We start from the raw sequence: 3,136 nt of genomic DNA on the forward strand, positions 1-3,136 counted from the left end.
CATTCCTGTTCGGCGGTGGCGGTGGCGGTGGGGGGCAGGCCGAGTTCGGTGAAGAAGGTGCGTAGCGGGAGCTGGAAGGCGGCCCGGAACTGGTGGAGGGTGAGTTTCGGGAGGCCGTGGCCGTGTAGGACGGCGTTGGTGGCGTGGTGGGCGCGGTCGGTGTCGGCCATAACGGTGCCGTTCCAGTCGAACACGAGCAGGGTGCCGGTCGGGGTGTGGGTCATGCGGGGGCGCTCACCTTGTGGAGGAGTGGAGGAGTTGGTCGGCGGTGCCGTCGGTGCCGGCGTGGTGAGGACGAAGCCGGCGTGGCTTGTCCCGCTCGGCTGCGATGCGGCCGGCCGGAGGGTGGGTGTGGGGGGCGGTCACGTTGGGGTTTGGGTTGTCAGGGTTCGGGTTGTTAGGGTTTGGGTGTCGAGGGCGAGGATGGTGCCGTCTACGGTGACGGCGATGGCCGGGTCGATGTCGGTGAGCCAGAGGGTTGTTCCGTCTTCGTAGTCGAGCAGGGCGATTCCGCGTCCGGTGTCGGCGACCGCGAGGCCCCAGGGTGTTGCTACCGGGGTGGCCGGGTTGAACGGTGCGGTGGTCGCGGTGGCCCATCTCGCCTTACCGCTGGTGACATCGAGGCGTACTGTCTGGCCGGGTTTGGGCAGGTACAGTGCCGCGCTTTCGGTGTCGTACAACGGTGTGCCGGTGGGTGTGCCGATGGGTGTGCCAGCGCGGGGAACCATCCGCGAGGGTGAGGAGTTCGACGGCTCCGGCGGGGCGGTCCTCGTGCCTGACCCCGACGATCACCTCGTCGCCGTCGATGCGGGCCGGTGCCCGGTGCCCGGCCCGGTCAGCTGGCGGCGCCAGCGCACCACTCCGTGGCGGCGTGCGGTGGGTGCCGGGGCGGGTAAGGAATACGAACGGCCCCGCCGCGGCCAGCGAGAACGTCCCGTCCGCCGCGCTGGTAGTAACCGTACGGCCGTCGCTGACGAGCACACCGGGACAGGCCCGCCCGTCGGCGGTGACGACACGTCCACGCATGAAGATAGCCTTTCTCGAGATCAGACGCGGAGATACGAGCTGCGACACTCGGTGAGGACGTCGGTTGTCGCCAGCGCGATGCCGCTGCTTTCAGCCGGCACTGCGTTTCGCCCAGCCCCCGGGAGGGCTACGCTGCCGTCCCGGGGGCTGGCCAGGCCCCGCCGCTGGGTGCACCCCGGCTTCGGGGCCAACTCCCCAACCGTAGGGCCACGCCGAAGCCACTTCCTGATCGAACAAGGCCACTATCTACATGCGGATGGCCTCACTGCGCCGCCCGCTTCTTGGCGGATAATCCACCCCCACCTGGATACCCGTATACAACCAGGATAGTTCCCGGCGCACACGATCTCCAGAATAGAGTCGAAATTGTGCTAGCCGACTTATTTAAAGCTTAGTAAGGTCGGTGTTCCGCTGCTTGTGAGCGGGCCCTGCCGGAAAACCAGGCGCGGAGTCCGTCTCGCATTCCGATGCCGGTGGGCTGCCAGTCCACGTCGCGCGCCAGCAGGGTGCGGGCGTTGCGAACGTGCATGCTGCTCAGCACGGTGAGACCGTCAGCGTGTCCTGCCCGGCGCGGCGCGCAGTGACATCCCTCGGTGAAGTAGAGGTCGAGGCCGCGGCGGAGCAGTTCGACCTCTTCCGCGGACAGTTCCGCGGCCCAGGTCTCGTCGGCGCGGGTGCCTCCTGGCCACGGCAGGGTACGGAACAGGTCTGCCTCGCTGACCCGCCCGGCGGGGAGGAACGTATGGATGCCGTCAAGGGGCACCTGACCACAGCTGACTTCAGCCCGGCCGACGATCGCGACGTCTGCGCCGGTCAGCTCCAGCACTCCGCGTGCCACGGCATCGCCGATCAGGCCCGCGCCGGGCATGGCGGGTTCGGTCAACGGCCACTCCAGTTCACCGATGATCTGTCCGCGAAGCTCCGCCAGCGTGTTGCTGCCGGGACCGCTCCAACCGAGCCGATCCTCCTCGCGAGCAGTGACCAGTTCGCCACGAAGATGAATACCGTCATCGTCAATATCCACCACGCCGACCTCGACGCCCATCGCCCAGGGCTGGATGTAGGGCATTCCCGCGACGGTCCCGATCCGGCGCGTTGCTGTTACATGCGCGCCGAACACACCGTCGACGTGCCCGCGAAGAGCGCGACAGAAATCGTGCATCCGCTGGCCGCCGTCCGGCTCGCCAGGTCTTGGAAAAATCCCGTCATGAATTGCCACGAAGGTGTGGTCGACCTGGCCCCGAAGGCCGGCCGCGGTTTCGATCGTCAGCTGCGCCGCGGCGTCGAGATCGCCGAGCTGGTCATAGACCGCCCGGCCGCGCCGTTCGGCCAGGTTGATGCCCACGATCGCGACGGTGCGGCCGCTCGGCGAGCTGACCGTCCAGTACGGTTGGAACACCGGGCCAAGCGCCACCAAGGCCGGGTCCGCGGCAACCAGCGGGAAGGGGATCCGCTGTGCCCATGTCAACACCGCCGCATCACCGAAGTCGAACTCGTGATTGCCCGGGATAGCCGCATCAAAGCCAAGACTGGCGGCGGCCGCCCAACCGAGAACACCTTCGGTCGCTGTGCAGAGCGGTCCTCCGGCGGAGAAGTCGCCGACGTCGATCCAGGCACTTGTCTGCACGTCCTCGCGAAGCCGGTTCACCGTCGCCCGCAACGCCGAGCCGCCGGGCAGCTGCCCCCAGGATGTTGCCTGTCTGCCAAACGATCCAAAGAAGTCGTAGGTGAGGAGCAGGCGGATGTCAGTCATGTGCATGGGCTCCTTCCTGTTCGAGTAGGTGTGGCGAAGACAGGCGCAGGCTCACGTCCTCGTCCTTACATGTTCGGGCCCCATGGAATCTTGGAGCTGGCCGCCTGGGGCACCGGAACTTCCGCCCAGCGGACCATGGGGCCCGAACACCACTCATCCTAGAAAACTTGCCTACCTGCGGTCAGACCGGGCACTTGGTTACCTGCAGCGAATCCTGCTTCGCAGGGTCGTCGATATTGTCCGCGGTGTAGACCTATGGCGGAAGGACGACGCGCTCCTCAACCGGCTTACCTGACGCCGCCGCGACCGCCTTGGGATCGTCATTAAATAAGTTGATCATTTGATCTGTGTTTGGGG

General features: G+C 66.8%; 3 protein-coding genes. All 3 read right to left on the reverse strand.

All coding sequences use genetic code 11. From position 1 onward, the window contains the following. Nucleotides 1-224, reverse strand: a 224-nt coding sequence (locus AC08OJ_RS19440) for an HAD family hydrolase (RefSeq protein ID WP_476596490.1), incomplete at its 3' end; no start/stop codon positions are given. 138 nt (nt 225-362) lie between these two features. After that, a complete protein-coding gene (locus AC08OJ_RS19445) occupies nt 363-680 on the reverse strand; it encodes a hypothetical protein (RefSeq protein ID WP_476596491.1) in 318 nt (105 codons plus the stop codon). A gap of 737 nt (nt 681-1,417) precedes the next feature. Next, nucleotides 1,418-2,779 (reverse strand): bifunctional UDP-sugar hydrolase/5'-nucleotidase, encoded by a 1,362-nt coding sequence (locus AC08OJ_RS19450; protein WP_476596492.1) that lies wholly within the window; start codon nt 2,777-2,779, stop codon nt 1,418-1,420. Between the last annotated feature and the right edge of the window lie 357 nt (nt 2,780-3,136).

Source organism: Frankia sp. CgKIO3, assembly GCF_977946435.1.

Excerpts from the sequence above, each read along its gene's own strand:
- AC08OJ_RS19450 (WP_476596492.1), bottom strand. The coding sequence starts at position 2,779 with ATGACTGACATCCGCCTGCTCCTCACCTACGACTTCTTTGGATCGTTT.